Here is a 25528-nt window from a genome sequence, read left to right on the forward strand (position 1 = left end):
TCAATGGGTTGGTTCTGGCTTGGGGGAATTAATTTCTGGTACTTTGGAAAGGTCTATTGTTAATCCAATTAAAGTATCTTAACGCTCAGTTCTTTTTGCTTTAGGGACGATGTATAATTAATTATTTCATCTAGCTTGGTCGTCTTTGTGGGATTAAAGCGGCCTGAATATTTAATTGTGTTGAGGTGCAGTAATGGCTGGTCATAGTAAATGGGCTAATATTCGTTTTCGTAAAGGCGCTCAGGATGCAAAACGAGGCAAAATTTTCACAAAATTAATCCGTGAAATTTCTGTAGCCGCAAGAATGGGGGGCGGAGATGAGAGCTCCAATTCACGCTTGCGTGATGTGGTCAGTAAAGCTTTGAAGGCCAATATGAAGCGAGACACCATTGATAATGCGATAAAGCGCGGTGTTGGAGGTCTTGAAGGCGCTAATATGGTGGAAATGCGTTATGAAGGCTATGGCCCAGGTGGCGTTGCTATTTTAGTGGATTGTTTGTCAGACAATAAAAATAGAACGGTATCTGATGTTCGACATGCTTTTACCAAGTACGGCGGCAATTTGGGAACAGATGGATCAGTATCCTATCTGTTTAGCAAGCAAGGGGAAATTTTATTGGCTCAAGGGCAACCAGAAGAGCAAATTATGGAGATAGCCATCGAAGCAGGGGCCAGTGATGTGATTAGTGAAGACAATCAAGTTGAAGTGATCACTCCTGCTGAACAGTACCACGCTGTCCTTGAGGCATTGCAAGAAGCGGGTTTTAACATTGAAGAATCCAGATTGACTATGAACGCACAGACGAAAGTCTCTATAGAAAAAGAGGATGCAGAAACTCTTATGAAGCTCATAGACATGCTTGAAGATTTAGACGATGTCCAGGAAGTGCATAGCAATGCAGAGCTTCCAGATGTTTTATTTGAAACGGCCTGATGACTGTAATTTTAGGGATTGACCCCGGTTCACGCATTACAGGTTATGGAATAATTCGGGAAGAGAAGCGAAAACTTTATTACCTGGATAGTGGCTGCATTCGCACTACCGCAGAAGGTGAGCTTAGTCAGCGCCTGTTGCAAATATTTGATGGTATTTGTCAGTTGTTGGATGATTACCAACCTGATGAAGTGGCTATTGAACAGGTCTTTTTGCATCAGAATCCTAACTCTGCTTTGAAGTTAGGTCATGCTCGAGGAGCAGCTATGGTTGCAGCTGCTTCTCATCGTTTAAAAATTAATGAATATTCGGCCAGACAAGTTAAGCAGGCAGTCGTGGGTTATGGTGCTGCGCAAAAAGAACAAGTGAAGCATATGGTTACTCAATTATTAATGCTCAATAAATCACCCCAAAGTGATGCTGCCGATGCCTTGGCTATAGCTATATGTCACAGTCACATGCGCCATAGTCTTGCTGTGCTACAGCGTCAACATTGTTAGGAGACGGAATGATTGCTTGGTTACAGGGAAAAATTATAGATAAGCATCAACCAGGGAAATTGGTGATGGACGTGAATGGTGTGGGTTATGATGTTGAAACGTCTCTTAACACATTTTTTCAAATTGATGGAGCAAATGCTAGCATTGGTTTGCATATTCATACAGTGGTTCGTGAAGATGCTTTGTTGTTGTTTGGGTTTTTGGATAAACAGGAAAGAGCCTTGTTCCGTGCCTTGATCAAGGTCAATGGCATAGGGCCGAAACTGGCAATGGCTATTCTATCGAGTATCAGCATTGCTGATTTTATTCAGTGCATCAATGAACAAAACAGTCAACTTCTAACGAAACTTCCCGGAGTAGGTAAAAAGACAGCAGAGCGACTGGTAATGGAAATGAGAGACAGCGTGCAACAGTTTTGCTCAGGAGAAGACTCTAGTCTCATTTCGTTAAAACCCAGTGGTAACATGGCTTGTCAAGAAGAGGCCATCAGTGCTCTGGAAGCTTTGGGCTATAAACAACAGGAAGCATTTAAAGTAATCAGGAAAATTGACGATGGGCAGAAAACTTCAGAGCAACTTATTCGTCAGGCTTTGCAAGTTTTAGCAAGTCGTTAACCATCAGTGTTATTCACAACTATTTGCTTTCTTTTTTAGTAGGGAAATACACTCGTACAATTAAACCCGTGCCCTCAGTGGGAGAATCAAGCTCAACACGTCCGTCATGGAGATCAACAATTTGACGAACAATGGCTAAACCTAAGCCGCTGCCTGGGCTTTTGTTACCAAGCACGCGGAAAAACCGTTCAAATACGCGACTTTGTAATTCAGCAGGAATGCCTGGCCCATTGTCTCTAACTTCGAGGATTAACTCTTCTTTGGATGAATAAATTCGAACAGTAACTTTGCCATTTTCCTTACAATAACGGATTGCATTATCAACAAGATTGCGAATTAAAATGCTAAGGGCTGTTGGATTACCGGAAAAGGCAGGGAGAGCCTCATCGTGTTCAAATTCCAAGTCAATCTGTTTTTCTACAGCGCTTGGGGCAAGCATTGCAAGAACTTCACGGGTAATTTTAACAAGATTCACATCATCTATATCATTAAGATTGGCAGCTTCTGGAACAAGTTTGCTCATGGTAAGCAATTGCTGAACAATATGAGTGCTGCGATTTACACTAGCAATCAATTTTTGCAAAGCCACATTTTTTTCTTCAATGTTATTGGTATTTAAAGCCACCTGGGCTTGCGCCTTTAAAGCTGCTAAAGGCGTACGTAGTTCATGAGCAGCATCGGCGGCAAATCGTTTTTCCCGCTCAAAACTTTCTTTAAGGCGGTAAAATAATTTATTTAATTCATCGATAACTGGTTTAATTTCTTCTGGTACTTCTTGTAAGTCAACGGGTTCTAAATGGGTTGGAGCGCGGTTTGCCACTTCCTGGGCGACGCGATCCAAGCTGTCTAGACCTCGACCAATAATAATCCAGATTAATAATCCGGAAAGTGGAAATGTCAGGAGCATGATATAGAGATCATCTTGGGCAATGCGATGACCTAATTCATTTCGGGTGTCATAGCGCTCAGCTAAAACAGTACGTACCCCGGCCTGATCATTGTAGGTCGTGAACACGCGCCATTTTTGATTGGAAACCATTTTATCGCTGAAGCCATCCACTTCCGCTGTTAATGGTATCTTGGGTGCAGTGGGAGAGTGCAATAAAAGCTTCCCACCGTTGGTCCAGACTTGAAAATTGAATTTATCGAGGTAGTTTTTGGGGGGTAAATCGTTTAAAAACCGGCGTTTGTAATAGTTATCAATTTTTTCTGGGATAACTTCAAGTGCATCTTGAATTTTGCCCAGTGGCCGCTGATGAAGATCATCTCCTAGTAAAGCCTGATATGAAAGTGCAGAGATGGCCATGAGGGTATCCAAATGCTCCTGGATATCTTTTTGATCCAGATAGTAATTACCTATGGCCGTTAATGTTGTTGTTATTGTTATTGCTAACAATAAATTGATCAGCAAAAACTTACGGATTGAGGATTTCACAGTGCTTAGTTACTCTCATTTTTTTCTGCCATATAGCCAACACCTCGAATTGTCCTGATAAAATTGGCGTTGAGCTTTTTGCGCAAATTGTGAATATGAACTTCTAAGGCATTAGAATCCACATCTTCATCCCAACCATAAATGCTTTGCATCAGCTGTTCACGCGAGAGGACTTGGCCGCTGTTCTCCAGTAGTTTTTGCAGGAGGGCGAATTCACGTCGTGGCACATTGACCATAACGTCATCAACGTAAACTGAATGGGCTGCCGGATCAAGAGTAACATTTCGGTATTGCAAGACAGAATCAGCACGCCCTTGTGATCTTCTGACTAAAGCCCGCACGCGCGCACTTAATTCATTCAGATCGAATGGCTTTATCAGGTAGTCATCCGCACCGCTATCTAAACCTTTGACTTTATCTTCTACTGTTTCACGGGCAGTTAGAATAATAACTGGAGTCGTGTTGCCCTCGTGACGAATCGATTGCAAAAAGCCCAAACCGGATAGTTTAGGTAAGCCTAAATCCAGTATAATTAATTCAAATGATTCAGATTTAACTGCAGCTCGAGCTGCCTCGCCATCTCTAAGCCAATCGACGACGTAACCAAACTGCGTTAAACCCGCTTTGACGGCATCACCCAATAATTCATCATCTTCAACAAGTAGCAATCGCATGCTTGCTCCTATACATTAGAGGAATTTTAACGAGGTTCCCCAGAGGGTTGTTGCTTCAAGTCACTCTCGGCCACATGCCTGGTTAGATACATGGCTTGTAAGAAAACAAAGAGCAGGGTAAAACCAGCTCCACCGAATAATTTAAAGTTAACCCAAATATCGGTACTATAAAAGTAGGCAACATAAAGATTAACAATCCCCATTAAAATAAAAAACAATGCCCAGGCATAATTTAAACGATACCAAATTTTTGAAGGAAGGCTAATATTGCCATCCATCATTTTTTGAATCAGTGGTTTTTTGCTGAAATAAGGGGACAGTAGAAATATCACTGAAGTGAGCCAGTATATCCCCGTGGGTTTCCATTTGATAAACCAGGGATTATGGAAAAACAGGGTGGCGCCGCCTAAAATAAGAATGAGTGCCAGACTTATTAAATGAACTTTCTCATAACGTTGGTGTTTAAAGCGAAAGAAGATCACCTGAGCAAGAGATGCAGCCATAGCTACGGCTGTTGCATTATAAATACCGAATAATTTGAAACTTACAAAAAAAAGTAAAATTGGAAAAAAATCAAAGAGTATTTTCATGGTTCTAAGTCATATTTAATACTCATTTAAGTATATCACAGGATTCTAAAGTCTCATCAATAAACTATAAATTTGTATAATTTTTGCTATGGAGCAGAAGTCCCAACCATTTCAAAACCCTGCTCATTTTAACCAATAACCAGTTTTTGCCCAGGTTTTAAATGTTTCTGATTAATTCCTGGATTGAGTTTGGCAAGAACACTCGTTTTTGTATGATTTTTTTGGGCAATACGACTTAAATTATCGCCTGCTTTCACGACGTAAACTCCGTATTTAATTGTGCGTTTCCAAATGATTAATTGTTGGCCTAAGGCAAGTGGTTGCGCCGGGGTCATATTATTCCATTGGCGTATTTCTTGTGCTGTGACATGGTATTTTGTTTCTAAAATGTGAATGCTTTCACCTTTCTGGACAATATGCACCACCTTATAGCTTTCTGTTGTTGCAGGTTTATCTGCAACAGCCAAAAGCATGGGTTTCTGAGTACTAACCGGAGCAGCATTTTTTGTGCTAGGAATCAACACATATTGCCCTGGTTTAAGTTTGTCAGCTTTTAATTGATTTAACTGTCGAAGCATGCTGACGGTGGTGAAATTTCTTCTTGCAATTGAGTTTAAATCATCACCAGGACGAACCTGATAACGACTCCAGCTTACTCGTTTTTCCTCCGGGACACTGGCTAAATTGCGGTTAAAGTTGGCCACCTTGTTGGCTGGAATTAAAAGCTTAAACGGTTTGTACGGCGCTGTAGCCCAGCGGTTATAGCCTGGATTTAGCTTAATTAAATCCTTATAAGAAATACCAGCTAAACGCGCGGCGCGATTCAAATCAATTTGAGAACCAATGTTAACTTCTTCGAAATATGGTACATGGGGGATATCAGGTAAGCTGACGTGATAACGTTGAGGATATTTTATAATCTCAGCCAAAGCTAAAAGACGCGGAACGTAAGCTCTGGTCTCAGCCGGCAAAGGCAAAGACCAAAAGCGAATGTTTTTGGAAGACTGGCGGCTGTTTTTAATGGCACGTGCTACGGTACCTTCGCCTGAATCATAAGCGGCAATCGCTAAAATCCAATTGCCATTAAAATAGCGGTTTAGATAAGTTAAATAATTGAGTGCAGCATCAGTGGAAGGGCGAATACTTCGTCTGGCATCAAACCACCAATCTTGTTTTAATCCTAAATTATTCCCAGTTCCAGGCATTAATTGCCATAAGCCGGCAGCGCCTGCTCCAGAATAAGCAAAGGGATCATAGGCACTTTCAATCATTGGTATAAGTGCTATTTCTCCTGGCATTTTTCTTTTTCTTATCTCAGTCACAATGTGATAAATGTAAGGTTCAGAACTGGCCAATTTATTCAAATAACTAGGATGAGAAACCAACCATCGCAACTGACTCTGTACTTCAGGCTGGGTAACTTCATGATTTAACATGAACTGAGAGCGCAGCACATCCCAAACATTTTGAGTGGCTTTGGCGGCTGTTGAGAAAACGTAAGAGCTAAACAGTAAAAGGATTAAACAAAAGATTCTTGGTCTAAACTTCAATGTTGCCGGCCTATTACGAAATTAAAGGCCAATCAGTGTACTAAATAAAATTCGAGGGATAAACCCTTTTTGGTTGAGGTGTAAACTAATAGGTTTAAATTAATTCCAATTGTAAATTAAAAGATATCTTTTACAGCCCTCAATTGTTTAAAAACAGACAATGAATCGCTCTTTTCTACTCCTTGAAGCACAGCAAATTGTTGAAGGGCTTGCTGATCGGTTCTTAGAAAAGGATTGATTTCTTTTTCTAAAAGAATGGTTGAAGGTAATGAGCAATGATTGGTTCCTTGCAATTGCTTAATACAATGCTCCACCCTGAGATTGCCAGGTTCAACCATAGCTGCAAATTTTAAATTGTTTAATGTATATTCATGGGCACAATATACTTTGCAATCATCTGGCAATGATTTCAATTTTTGCAGCGAAGAGTGCAGCTGCTCAAGTGTTCCATCAAACACACGGCCACAGCCTGCTGAAAATAAGGTATCACCACAAAAAAGCCATTTATAATTAACTTCATAGTAGCTGATATGAGTTGCTGTATGTCCTGGGGTTTCAAGAACTTCAAAAAAACAATCAAGAACATTCAGCTTGTCTTTATGCCCGAGAGGATAGCTGATTTGAGGGATACGCGCATCTTTAGGGCCATAAACCGGCAAATTGGGGAAGTGATGAAGTAATTCAGGAATCCCACCAACATGATCATGATGATGATGAGTGACCAAAATTCCGTCCAGTTTGAGGGAGTGCTCGCTTAAATAGTTCATGACGGCTTTGCCATCGCCCGGATCAACGCATAGCGCCTTTTGATCATTAGCAATAAGCCAAATGTAGTTATCCTTAAAAGCAGCAATTGGCAAAACTCTCATAAACACTCCCTTAATTACAGCTACTATCCCTATTGGGATATCCTTTAATCCTCTACAAGGAAAGAAGATTTTGGTTTGAATAATTCTTGCATTTGCTTAAATATTATACGCATTTCTTCAGACAATTTATAAGGTGGGTTCAAAATCCATAAGCCGCACCCCGTCATTCCTGGCTCAGAAGTTGGTAGGATATTAAACTCAAGACGCAATTGACTCTTGGCTGGAATACTGGTCATTTGCTTAACCAATTGCTCATGAAATATTTTATCCACAATAGGGTACCAAAGGCAAAAAACCCCTGTTGGAAACCGTTGAAAAGCCATGTTTATAGCCTTGGGAATTGATTTATACTCATCCTTTATTTCATAAGAAGGGTCTAGAAAGATAACAGCGCGTCGTTCTGGCGGCGGCATTAATGCTTTTAAGCTCTCAACGCCATCGCTATGACTATAAAAGACACGCTTTCCACCGTGTCTTAATTGCTGGAGCTCTTCAAATTCTCTGGGATGCAACTCGCAAAAATAAAGGCGATCTTCAGGTCTTAACAGTTCAATAGCTAAAGCGGGTGAGCCCGGATAAAATCGCAGATGAGTGGTGGCATTCAGTTTATTAATGCATTGCAGATAAGGCGAAAAATGCGCAGAAAGTTCATGTCTGTGTTGCCAAATAATTTGAACGCCTTGTAAATACTCTGCAGTTTTTATTGCTTTACTATCCTTCAAGTCGTAAAGACCGCGTCCTGCATGGGTTTCCAAGTAAAAGAGAGGTTTATCCTTTTGCACCATGTAGTGGAGAATGCGAGAAAGTGTCAAATGTTTAATAACGTCGGCAAAATTTCCGGCGTGATAGCCGTGCTGATAACTGAGCATATATGTTTACACAAAAGCTAAAGTATAAACACTGCGTGCTTGTCTGCCAATCTTCTTTTTTTTTACTACTTGAATTTTTAGAAACAAAAAATATATATGCACTAAACTATAATTAAATCAGATTAACCAAGGGAGGAAGTCATGGGCTTTCCTAGAGAAAACGAGGAGAATTCTCTCTCTGATTATTCTTACGAACCAGAGGAACAAATCGAAGACCTTGATCATAAAAAAAGAGTTCGCAAGATGATTGAAGACAGGTTGGAGCGAAAGCGCTTAAGAGAAGAGCTTGAGGATGAGTTAAATGGGGAATTCGATTGGGAGGATTGGGACGAGCTTGATCGTTAAATGAGATTTGGCGCAACCTGTATTCTGTGCCTCTGGACGCTTAAGGCAAGCAATTTCCTTGTAATAAACCAGAAGATAATTGGCTTGCAGCAAAAAGCGTATTTTGCAGCAGGATGGCAATAGTCATGGGCCCAACCCCACCGGGCACAGGTGTAATCCAGGAAACAATTTTTCTGGCTCGCTCGAAATCTACATCACCTCGTAATTTGCCATTCGGCAATCGATGAATGCCTACATCAATGATAATCTGATCTTTATGCAGCCAATTAACGTCTATCACATCGGGAATTCCTGTTGCTACTACAAGAATATCGGCCATACGGACGTAACGCTCCAAATCGATGGTAAAGCGATGGCAAATGGAAACAGTGGCTGCCGCTAATAAAAACTCCATAGCCATTGGTCGACCTACAATATTGGATGCACCAATGACCACACTGTGTTTCCCTTCCAGCGGAATTTGATAGTAATCAAGCAGATTAATGATGCCATAAGGTGTGCATGGTCTTAATAAAGGATTACGTAAGGCTAAACGTCCAACGTTATAAGGATGGAATCCATCTATATCCTTATGTGGCGCAATGCACTCTAAAATTTTGTTTGGATTAATGTGATCAGGCAACGGCAGTTGCACCAGAATACCATCAATTTCGGGAGACTGATTGAGTTCGCTAATTAACTTGAGTAGCTCTTTTTCTGTTGTGGAGCTTGGCAAATCGTATGCAAAGGATTGGAAACCTACTTCAAGGCATGCTTTTCGTTTATTGCGTACATAAATGCCAGAAGCAGGGTCGCTACCCACTAAAATGGCAGCCAATCCAGGTGCACGCTTGCCTTCAGCAAGTCTATTGCCCACTGCTGTTTTAATTTCTTGTTTAATTGCTTCGGAAACCAGCTTGCCATCCAGCAGAGATGCGGTCATAAAATAACAACAAATAAGGTCGAGAGGCAGATTATGAGATAGCCGCTAATTATATGCAATAAGTTTCCTTCCCTCTGCGGCTATTTGATATTAACAGCAATACTGCTTTCTTTTGACATGCTGTCGTTAGTAGGACTAAGGACATTTAACAGTGTTGTCACACTGTTAAACATTTCATGAATGGCCTGATATTGGTTGGGTTTAAAATGGCTGCCTTTTTCTTGCAGAATATACCAGCAATTTTTGAGCTCCAGTCCAATGAGGGCTATTTTCCCTTTTGCAGTTGTAAGCTCCTTTTCCTTACTCACTGATAAAGAGGCCACAATTTTATCCAGCCCAACCAACTCTTTTTTTAGGGACGTCAGGCGGCTCTTTAAGAAACTGTAGTCGAATTCGGTTCTAAATAGGCTCCAGGAATTGCTGTTAGCATGCTTCTCTAATGTTTTGACCAGTTTTCTTTGATATTTCCATTTGGTTTCAGACGTTTCAATCGCTTTATGAAAAGCCCCATACATTTGCGGGAGCATGTTCATTTTTTCAAATAGCCGGGCAAATTGATAATACTCTTCCGGAGACTTGGATTTACTATATAAACTATCTATAAAGCCCATTAATTCCTTTTGATAATAAGGGGATAGACGATGAAAAATTTGGGGGGCATAAGTGAGAACCGTTTGAAGATCGTTCTTAAATTGAAATTGATTTAAAATTCCCAAAGGATTATTCAATTCAAATGCCTTTTGAATATACTTCTTGGACTTGGTTACATTCTTTTCAGACTGATCGCCACCCAAATAATAATAAAGCCCACCCAGTAGGTTACAGGCAAACCCATTATCTTTGGCAGCAAGAAACTTCAAAATATGTTTGGTATCAACATGGTCTTTTTTTGGGATTGCCCCCCAATATAAGCAACAAGCGTATAGGTAATCTTTATAGTCATTGGAAATCCTGCTGTTTCTCAGGTAATTCAAATCTTCTATTTCAATTTGATTTGTGCCAATAATTTCTGTCATGAGAACAAGGGAGTATTCATCTCCTTGAAGGGCTTTTTTGAGGGTATTGCTTGGCATCAGGGTCTCTTTTCGTCTGTGTTAATGAGATTATTTGCACCAGAAATTTCAATTTTTTATCTTGGTGTGTAGAAAATGGCATTATAATTTAATATTGATCAATTTGGAAGATAATGTGTCTGATTGCTCTTGAGGTAATCTGTCGAGAAAAAGCATTAGTTTTCCAAATACTTGACGTTCAAATGCTCTAGACAAACGTGCCGTGCTGTTATACATTGGCCGTTTTTAGCGGGAAATGTCATGCGTATTGCCTTAGGGGTTGAATACGATGGTAGCCAATATCATGGCTGGCAAGCGCAAACCGGCCTGCATACGGTTCAGCAGGTATTAGAACAAGCATTAGCCAAAGTCGCCGATGCCGAAATTAGCGTCGTCTGTGCAGGCAGAACCGATACAGGCGTGCATGCCACTAACCAGATTATTCATTTTGATTGCAATAAAGAGCGAACAATTCGTTCCTGGATTCATGGGGCTAATTCATTTTTACCTAAAGACGTCTGTGTCAAATGGGGTAAAGAAATGCCAGATAACTTTCATGCCCGCTATTCGGCTTTAGCCCGACGTTATCGTTACATCATTTATAATTCATCCATACGCCCAGCGCTCTTACGCAGTAATGTAACCTGGCAATACCGTCAGCTGGATCATCATGCCATGCATGAAGCCAGCCGCTGTTTATTGGGGGAGAATGACTACACTTCTTTCCGCTCAGTGGAATGTCAATCCAATACCCCCATGCGTAATGTCCACCAACTGCAGGTCTCACGAACTGGGGATTTGGTGGTGATTGATATTACAGCCAATGCATTTTTGCATCACATGGTGAGAAATATTGCAGGGGTTTTAATTGCAGTGGGCTCAGGGAAAAGGCCGGTGGATTGGGTTAAAGAGGTTTTACTCGCGAAAGACAGAAGATTAGGCGCTGAAACGGCACCTCCTTATGGATTATACTTAGTTTCGGTAAGCTATCCAAAAGAGTTTGGGGTAATTTCGAACAACCCCGGCCCTTTGTTTTTATGGGAGAGCTAGGTGATATTCAGCCGGGTACGTATCAAAATGTGTGGCATGACGCGTGTGAAAGACATTGAGCATGCTCATGCTTTAGGCGTTGATGCGGTTGGCTTGATTTTTTATGCAAAAAGCCCTCGGGCGCTTTCCATCGAACAGGCAACAAGCCTTACCCGAAACCTTCCTGCATTTTTGAATGTGATTGCGGTGTTTGTAAATCCAGACAAAGATTTAGTAGACAATGTGATGAATAAAATCCCCGTACAGGCTCTGCAATTTCATGGACAGGAGCCAGCGGATTTTTGTGCATTATTTAATAAGCCATTCATCAAGGCCATTCCTGCTCTTTCAAGGGATATGATTTTGAATGCCCAATCACAATACGAACAGGCTGCCGCCATCCTGTTGGATACGCCATCCTCGGAACATGGGGGAACTGGTCGGAATTTTAATTGGGATATAATTCCCAAAGCATTTGACAAGCCTTTGATTTTGGCTGGGGGATTGAATCCTGGCAATATTAGAGAAGCTGTTTCCACCTGTTCGCCTTATGCAGTGGATGTGTGTAGCGGGATTGAAAAATCGCCAGGCATTAAGGATCATGGCAAGATGAATGAATTGGTTAACGCATTATGGGGAAGAGCATGATTGAAAAAGAACTCCCGGATCAACATGGGCATTTTGGTCAATATGGTGGCATTTTCGTAGCGGATACCCTGATGCATGCTCTTGAGCAATTGCAAAAGTCTTATGAGCAATATCGTTGTGATCCTGAATTTTTAGCAGAGCTTAGTTCGGAGCTGCATGATTATGTTGGGCGTCCAACTCCCCTTTATCATGCTAAACGATTGAGCAAAGAAACCGGTGGAGCACAAATTTTCTTAAAGCGTGAAGATTTAAACCACACTGGTGCCCATAAGATCAATAATACAGTGGGTCAGGCGCTCTTGGCCAAAAGAATGGGCAAAACCAGAATTATTGCGGAAACTGGAGCTGGCCAACATGGAGTTGCGTCAGCGACAGTTGCTGCAAAATTAGGTTTGGAATGCGTTGTTTACATGGGGGCTGAAGACATTAAAAGGCAGTCCACCAACGTCTATCGCATGAAAATGCTGGGTGCTGAAGTCGTGCCAGTTACGGCAGGCTCTAAAACGCTAAAAGACGCTCTTAATGAAGCCATGAGGGACTGGGTTAGTCACATAGACAATACATTTTACATCATTGGGACAGTGGCAGGGCCTCACCCTTACCCGCAAATCGTGAGGGATTTCCAAACCGTTATTGGTAAGGAAGCTCGCGAGCAAATTGTTGAAAAAACAGGTAAATTACCAGATGCTCTTGTGGCCTGCGTTGGCGGGGGTTCTAATGCAATCGGATTATTCCACCCCTTTTTGCAAGATAAAGACGTTGCTATTTATGGTGTTGAAGCTGCAGGCAAAGGGCTTGAGACGGGAATGCATGCGGCCTCTCTGATAGCTGGCAAACCTGGCGTTTTGCATGGGAACCGCAGTTATTTACTTTGTGATGAGCAGGGCCAGATCATGGATACGCATTCTATTTCAGCAGGTCTTGATTATCCCGGGGTAGGGCCAGAACACGCCTATCTTAAAGACATAGGGCGTGTGGAATATGTTCCTATAACTGATGAAGAAGCACTGGCTGCCTTTCGAACACTGACGCATAAGGAAGGAATCATTCCAGCATTGGAATCTAGCCATGCAATCGCTTATGCGTTGAAATTGGCAAAAGAGATGAACCCCTCTCAATCCATCATTGTTAATTTATCCGGAAGAGGGGATAAAGACCTTCACACGGTTGCAGCGATTGATCACGTAACCATTTAGCGTTTAAGGGTGGGCTTAATGAACCGAATTGATAACATGTTAGCGCATTTGCGCTCGATAAAGAAAAAAATGCTCAGTCCTTACCTCACTGCAGGTGATCCCAATCCAGAATTGACGGTTCCATTGATGCATGCCTTGGTGGAAGCTGGTGCGAATCTACTGGAGATTGGATTACCTTTCTCAGATCCAATGGCTGAGGGTCCAGTGATTCAGGCGGCGATGGAACGAGCCTTGGCGAATGGTGTCGGTTGCGAGCAAGTGTTCTCCATGGTAGAAGAATTTCGCAAAACTGATTTGCAAACGCCCATCGTATTGATGGGGTACTTAAATCCAATCGAACAATATGGCTACGAACGTTTCGCCAAGAGAGCGAAATCGGCTGGGATTGATGGCACAATCATTGTGGATTTACCCCCAGAAGAGAGTGAGTTCTTAGCAGCAATATGGCAAGCCAGTCAGTTGCACTCCATTTATCTGTGTTCTCCCACGACATCAGAACGAAGAATGGCTTTAATCAATCATTTTGGACGAGGATATCTTTATTATGTTTCACTGAAAGGAGTCACCGGCTCTGATGATTTTGATCTGGAGAACGTTAAACTTCATTATCAACAGAGAAAATCTCAGACTGATTTACCATTGATGGTCGGATTTGGTATTAAAACAGCAGTCACCGCAGCTGAGGTTGCGAAGTTTGCAGATGGGGTGATTGTTGGAGCTGCGCTGATTAAGCAAATTTATGAAGCCTATAATACCGGACATAATGTAATTGCAGCAGGCGCTTCCCTGATTCAGGCAATGCGTCAAGAAATGGATAAAAACGAGTGAAATTATGAGTGAAAGCAGTGAAAAAAGAGCACATTTTATTCGACAAATGATTGCTGAGGAATTAGCCAGCGGTAAACATAAAGAAGTCATTACCCGTTTTCCACCTGAGCCCAATGGCTATTTGCACATCGGCCATGCGAAATCCATTTGCCTGAATTTCGGCTTGGCTGAGGAATTCAAAGGCCGTTGCTTCTTGCGTTTTGATGACACTAATCCAATCAAAGAGGAACAAGAATTCGTTGACGCAATTATTGATGATGTGCGTTGGCTTGGGTTTGAGTGGTATGCTTTGACGCATTCCTCTGACTATTATCATGAGCTTTATGACTATGCAATTCATTTAATTAAAGAAGGCAAAGCTTACGTGGACAGTTTAAGCATGGAAGAAATCCGCGCCCATCGCGGCACTTTGCTGGAGCCTGGTCGTGAAAGCCCATACCGTAATCGCAGCATCGAGGAAAATCTTGATTTGTTTCAGCGCATGAAGGCTGGTGAATTTCCGGACGGAAGTCATGTGTTGCGCGCTAAAATAGATATGCAATCCGGGAATGTGAATATGCGGGATCCGGTGCTTTATCGCATTCGACATGCGAAACATCAAAGAACGGGCGATGAGTGGTGTATTTATCCCATGTATGATTATGCTCACCCAATATCCGATGCTTTGGAAAAGATCACCCATTCATTGTGTACTTTGGAATTTCAGGATCACAGGCCTTTATACGATTGGTTTATTGAAAATTGCCCTGTACCCGCAAGACCCGTACAAACTGAATTTGCCAGACTTAATTTGTCACACACTGTGACTTCCAAAAGAAAATTACGCGATTTGGTGGAGAAAAAAATTGTTAGTGGCTGGGATGATCCCAGGCTTCCTACCATTCGCGGCATGAGAAAGCGCGGTTACCCGCCGGCCGCCATTCGTCGATTCTGTGAGATCATCGGGATTTCACGCAGTGACTCCGTCATCGATATGTCGATTCTCGAAGAGTGCATTAGAGGCGAGCTAAATCAAACTGCAAAAAGAGCTTTGGCGGTGATGGATCCCATTCGGGTAATCATAGAAAACTACCCCGATGATCAAATGGAACATTTAGAAGCTAAATACCTTCCTAACGATCCCGATTCAGAAAGCAGGATTTTACCTTTCGCCAGGGAAATTTATATTGAAAGAAGTGATTTTATGGAAAATCCCCCTAAAGATTACTTCCGCCTGGCTCCCGGACGGGAAGTGCGTCTAAGACATGCCTATGTGATACGTTGCTCGGATGTTATTCGCAATGAGCAGGGTGAAGTGGTTGAACTACGTTGTACTTATGATCCGGAAACGCTTGGAAAGAACCCAAGTGACCGCAAAGTCAAAGGCGTCATCCACTGGCTTTCTGCCAAACATGCACTTCCCATCACTGTTTTGCAATACGATCGCTTGTTTACGGATGCAAATCCTGCGCGTGAGGAAGATTTTCTGCAATTTTTGAATAAAGATTCCCTGGAGATTAAACAAGGTTTTTGTGAGCCTTCCCTAGGTACACAGCCTCTTAATGAGGTATTTCAATTCGAGCGGTTGGGATATTACTGTGTGAATCAAATTGAAAATGGTCAAGTTACTGCTTTTCATCGAGTAGTTGATCTTAAAGACAGCTGGGGAAAAATCAGTTAAGAGGCCACCTATGTTAAATCTCTATAATTCTCTAACCAGAAAACAAGAAATATTCAAACCCATTGTACCCGGCAAAATTGGCATTTATGTTTGCGGGATTACCGTTTATGATCGCTGCCATTTAGGCCATGCACGTTCTATGGTCTGTTTTGACGTAATGACCCGTTATATGCGCGCCCAAGGCTATAAGGTGACTTATGTCCGGAATATCACTGACATTGATGATAAAATAATCAATCGGGCCAATGAGCGGGGTATCTCCATCGAGGAGTTAACCACCCACTACATAAAAGCAATGCATGAGGATGCGAAGGCTTTGAACATTCTGCCGCCCGACATTGAGCCTCGGGCGACCTCACATATTCCTTCAATCATTAAGTTAATTCAGAGATTGATTGACGCTGGTTTTGCTTACATCAGCGAAAACGGTGACGTTTGTTACGAAGTTAAGTCCTTTCAGGATTATGGGAAGTTATCCCACAAAGATTTAGATGGCTTAATGGCTGGAGCGCGTGTTGAGGTGGTCAGAGAAAAGCGCTCCCCTCTTGACTTTGTGTTGTGGAAAAAGGCTAAACCCGGTGAACCCAGCTGGCCTTCTGTTTGGGGAGAAGGACGGCCAGGTTGGCATATAGAATGTTCAGCTATGGCAATGGAAGAACTTGGTGAACAATTCGACATTCATGGTGGTGGTATGGATTTGCAATTCCCTCATCATGAGAACGAGATTGCTCAAAGCGAAGCCGCTACTGGTAAATCTTTTGCTAACTACTGGATTCATGTGGGAATGCTGCAGGTCAACAATGAGAAAATGGCCAAATCCTTAGGGAATTTTTTCACTATTGAAGACGTATTAAAAAAATACCACCCTGAGGTCGTTCGTTATTTTCTGTTAAGCAGCCATTATCGTAGTGCATTGAATTATTCGGAAGACAATTTATCAAATGCTGGCAAAGCCTTAACTCGACTTTATCAATCCTTAAAAGGAATAGAGGACTCAACAACTGAAATGGATGAGCAATGGCTTCAGCAATTCAATGATGCCATGAATGATGATTTCAATACTCCCAAAGCGCTTTCGGTTTTATTTCAATTAAGTCATGAATTGAATAAAAATAACTCTCCTGTATTGGCTTATACCTTAAAATATTTGGCGTCTCTACTGGGTCTTTTGCAAAGTTCTCCCGAGGAATTTTTGCAAGCTGGATTAGCTGATCAGGACAAGGAAAGAATTGAGCAATTGATTCAGGAGCGTTTGCAAGCACGTTCTGAGCGAAATTGGGCTAAAGCGGATGAAATTCGCAAGCTATTAACAGAGGAAGGGATTGAGCTCGAAGATAAGCCAAATGGAACCAGCTGGCGAAGAAAAGGTTAATGCTTATTGATTTTACACACTTAGCAGAACAATTTGCCAAATTGGTTTTCTGGGTCTACTCTTAAAGATAAGGCCTTATATTTTAAAAGGAATTCTAGCTCTAAATGGATTTGGATTTAAGGCCTGTATTTTTATTATCAGTTTAACAATCATCATGATTTGCGATGTATTGGGTAGGGCACCCAGTCGCTTATTTCTGTAGGTATTCCTACCCAAATTTAATAAAGATATATAATTTAAAATACTTTGGCCTGATGGCGGTATGAGTCAGGTTTTTATAATGGGTTCCTAGGCTAATAGCTAAGACTAAGGAGAGCAAATATGGCCAGTCAAATTGTAAATGCCGATCAAGTTATCGGAGTCGAGGTAAAGAACCAACAAGGTGAGAATCTCGGAAAGATTGAGGCACTTATGCTAGATAAATTCGAAGGGAAAGTGTCTTACGTTGTGTTATCTTTTGGCGGTTTCATGGGAATGGGTGATAAGTTATTTGCCATGCCATGGAGTATTTTCAAATACGATGAAAACAAAGGATGTTTTGTAATTTCAGTTGATAAAGAAACACTTAGAAACTCTCCAGGCTTCGATAAAAATCATTGGCCGGATATGTCTAATCCGACTTGGGGAGCAAATATAAACAAATATTATGGAATAGCCCAAACTCATCAAGAGCGCCGCTAATAACGGTTTAAAGAAATTTAAAAACCAAGGTCACATGACCTTGGTTTTTTTATTTATAGGCAAGAAGAGAATTTTACTCCGAAAAGAAATTAGTCATCTATACTCTAATCAATGGATAAATTAAATCGCAATGTTTCAGCAAAGGAGAGCTCTATGAAAAAAATGATTTCCATATTTCTGGCTACATTAGGTTTATCCTTGTTTGCTGGACCAGGCTTTAATGCGAGCAGTTCTTCCTCTGATCAAAGCCAATCAACTACAAATGACTCTGGACTAGGTGCTGCTACGGCAACGGGTTCAACTTCCACCGATAACGACAGCAGCACAATGAACTCCGATTCTGATAGCAATTTGATATCAGATACTGGAGATGAGGAGGATGACGATTTAGGCACAGCCACGGGATCAACCTCTGTCGATCAGGGCAGCAGTACTCAAGATAGCAGTGGTGCTACTGGTGTTCCAACCGATACTGCTCCCTCAAGTGATGGTAATATGAACTCCACCAATACAGACAGCGGCACTAATACCAATACGAATTCTGGTGCGACTGATTCAGGTATAGGCACGAACACTACCGTTCCAGACACGACTGCCAATCCCGGAACAGGCAGTACCGATATGAATAATTCAAATATGGATCCTAATTCTAATACGGATACCTCTGGGGCCTCAGGCAGCTCAGGAGCTCAGTAATCTTACCTACAACGTTGGCTTTCAAGGAAGGATTTTTAAAGCCTCCCCTGAAATGCCAACTTTAATTTATAAATGACAGCAATTTTTCTCTCAGTAATCAGCAGTTAGTCAAGTTCCTGACAAAGCTCCTTTCCAAAAAATCGCTTCCTTTCGAGAACAAATCAAATTTGCAATTTTTAATCCTTATGCTTAAAAATTTGGCATCAATTAATTTTTTAGTCTAGGCTTAAAAAATAGGAATGATTAAGGGAAACCGGTATGAAGGATCCATTAGCGGCTTTTGAGGACTCTCTATGCTATATGTTTGAACTTCAAACAAGAAACACCGGAACGTACATTAATCGAGAAGTTCAGCATCTTAAAAATGCATTGGAAAATTATAAAAATGGACGTTCTCTTACGTTAAGAGAGCTTATTATGGCTCTGAAACGAGCTTTTCCTGTCGTAGAAAACTATGTTGATGGCTATTTAGTTAAATTAAGAATGGAAGCTTTAGCTAAGGCAAATGGCTATAGAATTCATTGGGAGGAGGACCATTTTAGAAGGAAAAAAGGCTATCCCTACTTTCATTATGCCAAATCAGTGCCCGAATCACTGGACTTTATATCTTGGCTATCCGAATGTGCAGGCCTTCAATTTTCGCATCTCGATAGGCGAAAGCAGGCGGAAATAATTTTGCATTTTCGGTTAGAAAAGAATTTTATAACTAAACTCACTGAACATTTATCCAAACAACCCGACTTCCTCATCAATCTAGCGTTAGAATCCACCGAAATTTGTATTAATATTCTTCACACTCGCCTTGGATTTGAAATTAACAACCCTGATTTGGCCAAAATTATTGTTCATCATTCAACCGCGATGATCGACCATTCAATAGACCTTGAAGCACAATTTATGCGATTTGTGGAGTTCTGGGATGCTTCTTTAGAACGAACTGGCCGTTCCATTGCCAAACTTATAGATGATCCTGAAGCAAGCTCCGCTCTAAAAAAATTGCCCTTTTTTGAAGTTTGCGACAACGAAAATACTTTAAAGGTTATGCCTGGCTAGCAAGATGTGAAAAGAGCAGGGAGGCAATTTGCTAAACTTAAAGGTAAGCATACAAAGGATTTGAGGTGTTGAAATGGCTAAAAATCGCATAGAGTCCGATTCTAAAGGAAAGAATATAGCAGAATCCTATAATAAGTTTAAGGAGTTTGAAGGAAAAATTTACACCGGAATGAAAGTGGGGCGAAGCCATCACTGGATTTATGATTCAGGTGAATGGAAGGAAACGAAAATTACTCCCGACAAATGGGAAATTCATTATTCCGTCACTAAAAGAAGAAAAGGGAAAGCACCGGAAGGCTCTGGAGTTCCAGTAGGAACCAAATATCACTGGTATATCCTGGCTCACCAAGTTGTTGAAAAATTAAATGCTAATGATTATTCCACCGAATTGGCAGGAATGAAGTTTAAACTTGCCCATCAGCGAGCCAATAAAGACGATTGGAATATTTCTGACAATGCTCAAAAAAAACGCATGATTAAAATCCTAAGGGAATTGGCCGATCACCTGGAAAATGAGCTTGAGGGAGGCAAAACGAAAGTTAAACCTCAAAAAGAAAAGATTGCAGCGACTCAGGACAAACCAGTGAGGAAAAAACCAACCATTAAACCATTTCCTAAAAGAATGGTGGCTAAGAATGAACCTTTCCACGAAGACAAGCCTACGAAGGGAAAACATAAATAAATTTCAATTTCAGTATTTTCACATGGGTTTACCCATCATGTGAATCTGAGGAAAGGTACCTGATTCATTCGCTAATGCAATGAATTAATCAAACAGCTTAATTTTTGGCATGGATGTCGCATTCCTAATTGTTGGAAATGATAAAGCGCATGATGGAGGCTGTTTTAGATGGAAGGTTTTAGCATTAAGCCAGGATTTCCTTATGTGATATCTTACGATAGAAATCGTAAGTTTGAGCTTGCTGATATAGAAGCACTGCAATTAGATTCCACCGTGAATCTGAGGCAGCAGTTATTGCAATATGGCGCAATATTATTTCGGAACTTTCCAATTCATGCTGTTTATGATTTTTCCAATTTTATTAAAGCACTGAACCTAGGCAATTTTGTGAATTATGTAGGTGGAGATAGTCCCAGAAATAAAGTAACGGAAGGGATTTATACTTCCACCGAAGCGCCACCGCATTTTTATATTCCCCTGCATCAAGAGCTCTCCTATTTGAGTATTTATCCCAAACACATTTATTTCTTTTGCGAGATAGAGCCAGAATTTCATGGGGAAACCATCATTGCTGATGCCAGAACAATTTATAAAGCGCTAAATACTGAGCTTGTACAACGCTTTCAGGAAAAAAGATTAACCTATATTTCCCACTATTATAAAGAAAATGCAATGATGAAACTGATTAACTCATTTGCATATTCTCATAAGTCGTGGATGGATGTGTTTGAAACCAAGCAAAAAGCTCATGTTGAACAGTTTTGTCAAGACAATGAGATAGACTGGCGGTGGTTGCCTGACGATTGGATTGAACTGAAGCACACAAGACCGGCTGTTATGAAGCACCCAGATACCCAAGAAACAGTTTGGTTTAACCAAGCTCACCTATTTGATTTCAATCCGGAATTATTGGGCTTAATTAATTTTATGGCTGCAAGCTTAGTCTATTTTCGCCGCCAAACCCGATTGCATGAAATTTCGTTTGCAAATGGAGATAAGATCCCACGGGAAGATTTATACCATATCCTTGATGTTCTAAAACAGCATTCCGTAGCCCATTCCTGGAAAAAAGGGGATGTCCTGATTTTGGATAACATCCTGTGCATGCATGGACGGGCCTGTTTTAGGGGAAAACGAAGAATTTTGACGGCGATGACATCTTAATACATCCCGCAGAGTAATGACCTTAACCCTGTAGTCAGAATTGCAACCGATTTTCATGCCGATCCTGGGTCTCAAACTGCTTAATGTGCATCCTTCTTGCCTTGGCTAAAATACTAAAAAACATGAGTTGTCTGTTTTGAAGTGGTTGGTGATTTAAAAAACTGGAGGTGAAAGAGATCCCGGTTTTCGATAACAAACGTTTAATTTCGGAAATGCAGCTTGAATTCTCATCATTAAGCGTTAGCACCAGATTCGGTTGCAACTTAAAATGGAAACAACAGGATGGATTGCAGGATTTGATGAAGTAAATGATATTTTTAAGAAGTTGCCTTTGATCGTTATCTGAGAGTTCGAGCTCCTTGGTTAAAATCTTAATTTCAAGGCAGGTAAGCCCTAAAGGCAAAATTTTTGCCAATTTTCCAAACGTATGTTGGTGGTTGACACCCCTAAAGCTAAAGCGGAGTGTCGATTCGCCAGGGAATTTGTCGAGCCCATTCAGAAAGGTAACTGGCAAGTCATGCCATGATAGGTACTGAGATAGTGAAAAGCTCTCAAGAAAGCTTTCTTGCAAAACCTCAACCATCTTTTGCTGAACGTCCTTGTCCTTCTCCGGGGAAAAAACCAAGTTTCCAAAATGAAATGCACGCAAAGAACGAGGGGCTAGCATTAATGCTTGAAATACCTCTTTTAAATTATCCCAGGTTTCAACTCCCCGAAAATAGCCATAGGAAATGTACAACTCATCAATAGTATGCGGTTGTTTTAAGAATTGAGCTAACACAGGAATACAGCTGCTGTCGGCAAGCTCTAATTTTAACACTTTAAAATTAGAGTTATTTTGAATTAATGCTTCGGAAATAACTGCAAACGCATTGTTTGAAAGCTCATTCGAGCCAAGGGTTAACTCTAGTATCGTGAAATAGCTGTTCCTTTCAACTTCAGTAAGGATAAGCTTTATCAACTCATTTCTAACTGTACCCAGGCTAATGTTAAGTGCTATAGGTTTATGGCAAAGTCTTGCAGCCTCTCTAAAGAGCAGCATGGCCTCTTTTTCTTTGACTTCGGCAATATTTAAAATGTCTATTCGGGTAAGGCTTTTTTGTCCAATGAGTTCGTTGATGGACTTAGATGCCTCCTGAATGTCAGAGGAAATGCTGAGTATCAAGTGTCCTCCCTGAAAAATGGCCATTGTATCTAGCTTCGAGCCTAATTTCTATGGACTAGATTAGGTTCGTTGAAACTGGCAAACGCGATTGCATAGGCAAAGCGGAGAATAAATGATTAATCCATATATCTGCCTAGGTGCGCTTGGTCACCCATATGAGTTGTGGCTTGACTTAAAAATTCTTAAAGACAAAAAATCACCAATCTTGTCGCGTTTTTCTCTTTGCCACTCTCTTATGTACCAGGTTGGTACACTGAATTCTGGCCATAAAGTTCCCTTTCCAAGTGAATTTTTTTTGCTTTGGCCAAAATGTTAAAAAAAGTGGCTTGGCTGTTTTGAAGTGAAGAAGGGCGGTAACTTAAGAAACTGGAATTGAATTTAATTGCTGTTTGGGAGAGTAAATGCTTTAGTTCTGCAATTTCTGCACGATTATTTTCATTCTCGTCAAATATCAATTTTTGATCCAGCTTGAAATTAAAGCTGCTTTTTGGATCGCAGGCTTTGAGAAAATGAATTAACAGCTGTAACAAGTTTTTTCGATAATTGTCATTTTGATCGTTATTGGAATTCCCTGCCTTTCGAGGGAAGCAAATTTTTAAATCAAGATTATCAAGCTTTTCTGAGATGCTTGCTATTAATTCGAAGGTTTCTCGCTGATGAGGATTAGGTGCAGAAAGCATAGTGATGGAGAGTGTTACTTCTCCGGGAAACTCCCTTAAAGACGTAATCAAGTCTACAGGCTCGCAAAAGTTACCCATGTTCATAGCAAACGAAAATTTTTCGAGGGAAACTTCTTGTAATACCTGAGTTAGAAGCTGCTGAGTATTTTTATCCGTCCAGGGTATGAAGGGTAAACCACTTATATGCAGAGTCTTTAGATGCCTTTTTTTATTGCCTTCAAGCGGTAAAATTAATGCCTCAAATACTTCATCAAGCAGCTTTAAGCTCCTGCATTCCTTTAGAAGTGTAAAAAAAATATGCAACTCATATAAACTATGATTAACTTTTAGGCTTTGCGCGAGAAGCGGAATACAACTGCCGTATAAAGCGGATAATTTCAGTGTCTTGAGGGCACAAGCCTTGCGATTAAGCGCTTCAGAAACTATCAAAAAACTATCGCTTGAAGCAGATTCAGTTTGAAGGTCTAAATCCAGGGTTATAAAACATTCATTCCCTTCAATTTCATTGAAAATACGCCGCAAAAATTCATTGCTAAGCCAACTTAAATTTAAATTTAGTACTGTAGGTTCCCGTCGATCCCTCACGATTTCTTGAAACAAAGTAATCGCTTCTTCTTCCTTATTCTGCTGAATTTGTGAAAAAATTATTACGCCTACGCCTTTAGAATCAACAAAGTCGCGAAGACGTTGACGTGCGTCCTGAACATCAGAAGCAATAGTTATCATCATTAACTGTAATCCATTAGAGATTTTAAAGGCGATTCATGTCAGTTCATTGGCTACTTTTATCTTGCTGTTCCTCATTTACGGCCAGGAGGATTTTCTCTTCCAGAGCTTTTGCAACATATAGTGGTTTGTTAATGCCATTGATCATTATCGAGAAAATAACAGGACTCCCGTTTTGACGGATCATATAACCTGATAGGGAAGAAATGTCATGCATGCTACCGGTTTTAGCAAACACGTTTTTTTCAAGGCTAGTCTTTTGCATTCGGTCCCTTAATGTACCTGAAACCCCTGCTTGCGCTAGGGCACGCATTAAAATTGGTTGGATATTCTTGTCTTTATAGATGTCGCTTAACAAAGTGACCATTTGCTTGGGAGTGGCAAGATTGTAGCGAGTACCAACCCCATCCGCTAATTGGATTTGCTTCATATCGAGCGAACTATGCTGGGATAAAATAGTTTTTATTGCAAAAACTCCCTGTTTGTAGCTGCCATCTTTCGTTAAAGAATATGCCAGCTCTTTGGTCAGGCTATTGGCGTACACATTATCAGACTCCTGCAACATATGGCTTACTAATTTAGATAAGTTCTCCGAGTCGTCTTTAGCCAGTAATTTGGCATCTGGGGGTATTTCTCCCTTCACAATATGGCCGTTGAAGGCAATTTGATTCTCCTTCAAGATGTTTCGAATTTCCTGTTTGACCAACAAAGGAGGATTGGGTACTGCTAATTTCATTTCTTTAGCCCCATTTTGTTGAGCATAGCAACCAAACAGTTTAAGAGTATTATTTTTGTTAACTTCAATGTTCAAATTGCAGTGGTTTTTGGCTTCCTCTTTGCTGACTGTGACGAGTTCGTTAATAATTTTTATGCCATTAGATGGACTTTTTTCCTTGATAGTAACCGGTCCCCCTAATGTTTCAGAGCTAATAAAATCATAGGCAATTGCATTTTCATTAATGATGACCGCAGTATCGGGAGCGGCATAGTACCAGCCGAGATCATCATAGGACTCTCCAGGGGCGTGGTAGGGGGCTTTGAAACGTGAGCTGTCAACTACGATATTGCCTTTAATGGCGTGGATATTATTTTTCTTCAATTGAAGCAAGAGTGTTTTGAGCTTCTCTGAGGTAAAAGATGGAGAGCCCGTAAATTGTATATAAAAATTGCCTCCCTTTTGAAAAAGACTGGTGGAAAAACGATAATCGGGTTTAAGTTGGTATAAAGCGGCGGTCGCGGTAAATAATTTAACGCCACTTGCAGGTGCGAACATGGTTTGTGGGTTTTTACTGTAGATGGTTTCGCCGGTTATTGCGTCTTGAATTAAAATACCGACGGTAGAAGAGGGTAGTTTTTGGTCAATTAAGGCATCAATTTTTTCGGATAGTGATCGAGATTTGACCTCTGGGCTCAGTAAACAGAGTATTAGGATACAACTGAAAAAAGTATATCGCATTCTGTTATTCCTTAAAAATTGGCCAGTGTGAAATCCATTTGCTTGAAAACAATAAGTATTCAGCAGATGAATACCGAGAATCAATAAATCACATTGTATTATCCACAGTGAGCTTTGCAAGTCTCTTGATAAAAAGAA

Annotated in this window: 26 protein-coding genes; 15 read left to right on the forward strand and 11 right to left on the reverse strand. The window is 40.9% G+C overall.

Annotated features, from left to right (window positions below):
• Positions 1-193 precede the first annotated feature (193 nt).
• From EL203_RS05710 to ruvA, 3 genes are read left to right on the forward strand one after another with little or no spacing between them, the layout of a single operon-like run.
• Complete coding sequence (locus EL203_RS05710; RefSeq protein ID WP_058470089.1) at positions 194-934, forward strand: YebC/PmpR family DNA-binding transcriptional regulator; 741 nt, start codon at positions 194-196, stop codon at positions 932-934.
• The gene (gene ruvC, locus EL203_RS05715) at positions 934-1434 is read left to right on the forward strand and encodes a crossover junction endodeoxyribonuclease RuvC (protein ID WP_058470088.1); all 501 of its coding nucleotides are present in this window, start codon (positions 934-936) and stop codon (positions 1432-1434) included. Before EL203_RS05710 ends, ruvC begins: the two co-directional genes overlap by 1 nt.
• An 8-nt stretch (positions 1435-1442) precedes the next feature.
• Positions 1443-2048 (forward strand): Holliday junction branch migration protein RuvA, encoded by a 606-nt coding sequence (ruvA, locus tag EL203_RS05720; RefSeq protein WP_058470087.1) that lies wholly within the window; start codon positions 1443-1445, stop codon positions 2046-2048.
• Between the two features lie 19 nt (positions 2049-2067).
• Here ruvA and EL203_RS05725 read toward each other — a convergent pair whose 3' ends face one another.
• From EL203_RS05725 to EL203_RS05750, 6 genes are all read right to left on the reverse strand, one after another.
• Complete coding sequence (locus EL203_RS05725; RefSeq protein WP_064108322.1) at positions 2068-3483, reverse strand: ATP-binding protein; 1416 nt, start codon at positions 3481-3483, stop codon at positions 2068-2070.
• 5 nt (positions 3484-3488) lie between these two features.
• Complete coding sequence (locus EL203_RS05730; protein WP_064108321.1) at positions 3489-4157, reverse strand: response regulator; 669 nt, start codon at positions 4155-4157, stop codon at positions 3489-3491.
• A gap of 26 nt (positions 4158-4183) precedes the next feature.
• A complete protein-coding gene (locus EL203_RS05735; protein ID WP_058470084.1) occupies positions 4184-4747 on the reverse strand; it encodes a septation protein A in 564 nt (187 codons plus the stop codon).
• Between the two features lie 128 nt (positions 4748-4875).
• On the reverse strand, positions 4876-6201 hold the full coding sequence (locus tag EL203_RS05740; protein ID WP_375232615.1) for a lytic transglycosylase: 1326 nt from the start codon (positions 6199-6201) through the stop codon (positions 4876-4878).
• Between the two features lie 212 nt (positions 6202-6413).
• Positions 6414-7166, reverse strand: a complete 753-nt coding sequence (gloB, locus tag EL203_RS05745) for a hydroxyacylglutathione hydrolase (RefSeq protein WP_058470082.1) — start codon at positions 7164-7166, stop codon at positions 6414-6416.
• A gap of 44 nt (positions 7167-7210) precedes the next feature.
• Entirely contained in the window at positions 7211-8035 is an 825-nt protein-coding gene (locus EL203_RS05750) for a 23S rRNA (adenine(2030)-N(6))-methyltransferase RlmJ (protein ID WP_058470081.1), read from the reverse strand.
• A 141-nt stretch (positions 8036-8176) separates the two neighbouring features.
• Here EL203_RS05750 and EL203_RS05755 point away from each other — a divergent pair, with 141 nt between their 5' ends.
• On the forward strand, positions 8177-8380 hold the full coding sequence (locus EL203_RS05755; RefSeq protein ID WP_058470080.1) for a PA3496 family putative envelope integrity protein: 204 nt from the start codon (positions 8177-8179) through the stop codon (positions 8378-8380).
• 40 nt (positions 8381-8420) lie between these two features.
• On the opposite strand, the gene folD is transcribed toward EL203_RS05755, so the two are convergent.
• The gene (folD, locus tag EL203_RS05760) at positions 8421-9302 is read right to left on the reverse strand and encodes a bifunctional methylenetetrahydrofolate dehydrogenase/methenyltetrahydrofolate cyclohydrolase FolD (RefSeq protein WP_058470079.1); all 882 of its coding nucleotides are present in this window, start codon (positions 9300-9302) and stop codon (positions 8421-8423) included.
• Positions 9303-9382: 80 nt separating this feature from the next.
• The gene (locus EL203_RS05765; RefSeq protein ID WP_058470078.1) at positions 9383-10375 is read right to left on the reverse strand and encodes a hypothetical protein; all 993 of its coding nucleotides are present in this window, start codon (positions 10373-10375) and stop codon (positions 9383-9385) included.
• Between the two features lie 240 nt (positions 10376-10615).
• Here EL203_RS05765 and truA point away from each other — a divergent pair, with 240 nt between their 5' ends.
• The 11 genes from truA to EL203_RS05820 all read left to right on the forward strand — a co-directional run bounded on the left by truA (position 10616) and on the right by EL203_RS05820 (position 21363).
• A complete protein-coding gene (gene truA / locus EL203_RS05770; protein WP_058470077.1) occupies positions 10616-11404 on the forward strand; it encodes a tRNA pseudouridine(38-40) synthase TruA in 789 nt (262 codons plus the stop codon).
• A 27-nt stretch (positions 11405-11431) separates the two neighbouring features.
• On the forward strand, positions 11432-12031 hold the full coding sequence (locus tag EL203_RS05775) for a phosphoribosylanthranilate isomerase (RefSeq protein WP_058470076.1): 600 nt from the start codon (positions 11432-11434) through the stop codon (positions 12029-12031).
• Positions 12028-13227: a tryptophan synthase subunit beta gene (gene trpB, locus EL203_RS05780; RefSeq protein WP_058470075.1), complete on the forward strand. Its 1200-nt coding sequence runs from the start codon at positions 12028-12030 to the stop codon at positions 13225-13227. Before EL203_RS05775 ends, trpB begins: the two co-directional genes overlap by 4 nt.
• 18 nt (positions 13228-13245) lie before the next feature.
• On the forward strand, positions 13246-14055 hold the full coding sequence (trpA, locus tag EL203_RS05785; protein ID WP_058470074.1) for a tryptophan synthase subunit alpha: 810 nt from the start codon (positions 13246-13248) through the stop codon (positions 14053-14055).
• Between the two features lie 4 nt (positions 14056-14059).
• Positions 14060-15715, forward strand: coding sequence for a glutamine--tRNA ligase/YqeY domain fusion protein (locus EL203_RS05790; RefSeq protein WP_058470073.1), 1656 nt, complete (start codon positions 14060-14062; stop codon positions 15713-15715).
• A 10-nt stretch (positions 15716-15725) separates the two neighbouring features.
• Positions 15726-17087, forward strand: coding sequence for a cysteine--tRNA ligase (cysS, locus tag EL203_RS05795; RefSeq protein WP_058470072.1), 1362 nt, complete (start codon positions 15726-15728; stop codon positions 17085-17087).
• Between the two features lie 321 nt (positions 17088-17408).
• Positions 17409-17768 (forward strand): PRC-barrel domain-containing protein, encoded by a 360-nt coding sequence (locus tag EL203_RS05800; protein ID WP_058470071.1) that lies wholly within the window; start codon positions 17409-17411, stop codon positions 17766-17768.
• 162 nt (positions 17769-17930) lie between these two features.
• On the forward strand, positions 17931-18464 hold the full coding sequence (locus EL203_RS05805; protein WP_126320095.1) for a hypothetical protein: 534 nt from the start codon (positions 17931-17933) through the stop codon (positions 18462-18464).
• Positions 18465-18722: 258 nt separating this feature from the next.
• On the forward strand, positions 18723-19517 hold the full coding sequence (locus EL203_RS05810; RefSeq protein ID WP_058470069.1) for a hypothetical protein: 795 nt from the start codon (positions 18723-18725) through the stop codon (positions 19515-19517).
• 73 nt (positions 19518-19590) lie between these two features.
• Positions 19591-20199, forward strand: a complete 609-nt coding sequence (locus EL203_RS05815) for a hypothetical protein (RefSeq protein WP_058470068.1) — start codon at positions 19591-19593, stop codon at positions 20197-20199.
• Positions 20200-20367: 168 nt separating this feature from the next.
• Positions 20368-21363, forward strand: coding sequence for a TauD/TfdA family dioxygenase (locus EL203_RS05820; RefSeq protein WP_058470067.1), 996 nt, complete (start codon positions 20368-20370; stop codon positions 21361-21363).
• Positions 21364-21397: 34 nt separating this feature from the next.
• On the opposite strand, the gene EL203_RS05825 is transcribed toward EL203_RS05820, so the two are convergent.
• From EL203_RS05825 to dacB, 3 genes are all read right to left on the reverse strand, one after another.
• On the reverse strand, positions 21398-22552 hold the full coding sequence (locus EL203_RS05825; protein WP_058470066.1) for a hypothetical protein: 1155 nt from the start codon (positions 22550-22552) through the stop codon (positions 21398-21400).
• A 209-nt stretch (positions 22553-22761) separates the two neighbouring features.
• On the reverse strand, positions 22762-23937 hold the full coding sequence (locus tag EL203_RS05830) for a hypothetical protein (protein WP_058470065.1): 1176 nt from the start codon (positions 23935-23937) through the stop codon (positions 22762-22764).
• A 43-nt stretch (positions 23938-23980) separates the two neighbouring features.
• Entirely contained in the window at positions 23981-25390 is a 1410-nt protein-coding gene (gene dacB, locus EL203_RS05835; RefSeq protein ID WP_058470064.1) for a D-alanyl-D-alanine carboxypeptidase/D-alanyl-D-alanine endopeptidase, read from the reverse strand.
• Positions 25391-25528 lie beyond the last annotated feature (138 nt).

It is taken from the genome of Legionella jordanis, from assembly GCF_900637635.1.
Taxonomy (GTDB): domain Bacteria; phylum Pseudomonadota; class Gammaproteobacteria; order Legionellales; family Legionellaceae; genus Tatlockia; species Tatlockia jordanis.